General features: G+C 32.2%; 1 protein-coding gene. It reads left to right on the forward strand.

Features of this window, described 5'->3' with window-relative positions; all coding sequences use genetic code 11:
* A partial coding sequence (locus G9H60_RS13210) for an IS3 family transposase (RefSeq protein ID WP_223144510.1) occupies positions 1-739 on the forward strand: 739 nt, incomplete at its 5' end.
* Positions 740-767: the final 28 nt, after the last annotated feature.

Consider the following 767-nt stretch of genomic DNA (forward strand, 5'->3'; position numbering starts at 1 on the left):
CGATAAATACCTTGAAGTAAAAGTTGCGATAAATCGTATCTTTCATGCACACAAGGGTAGATTAGGCTATCGGAGGATAACAGAACTGTTGAAACAGCTTGGTTTTACCATCAACCACAAAACAGTATTGAACCTGATGCATAAGCTAGGTTTAAAATGTTTGATTCGATTAAAGAAGTATCGCTCTTATAAGGGAGAAATGGGAGCTGCATTCGAAAATGTGTTAGCTCGTAATTTTAAAGCAAAAGCACCAAATCAAAAATGGGCAACAGATATGACCGAATTTAAGGTAGCTGGTAGAAAATTATATCTATCTCCTATTATCGACTTATTTAATCGAGAAATTATCAGTTATGAATTAAGTGAGAGTCCTAATTACAAGCACATTATAAAGTTGCTGGATAAAACATTTAAACAACAACAAACAAAGGACTTAATCTTGCATTCAGATCAAGGATGGCATTATAAGATGAATCATTATCAAAAGAAACTAGAAAGTCATCATGTTATTCAAAGTATGTCAAGAAAAGGAAATTGCCTTGATAACGCAGTAATAGAAAACTTCTTTGGTATTCTAAAATCAGAGCTCTTTTACACAAAGAAATTCAACTCTATCCAACAATTAAAATCTGAAATCAAACAGTACATTAACTATTATAACCATGAAAGAATAAAAATGAACTTAAATGCAATGAGCCCGGTACAATACCGAGCTCATTATCTAAAATCAATTGTTTAATTTTGTCCAAACAATTGGGTGCAGTTCA

It is taken from the genome of Aquirufa aurantiipilula (genome assembly GCF_019923745.1).
Lineage (GTDB): Bacteria > Bacteroidota > Bacteroidia > Cytophagales > Spirosomataceae > Aquirufa > Aquirufa aurantiipilula.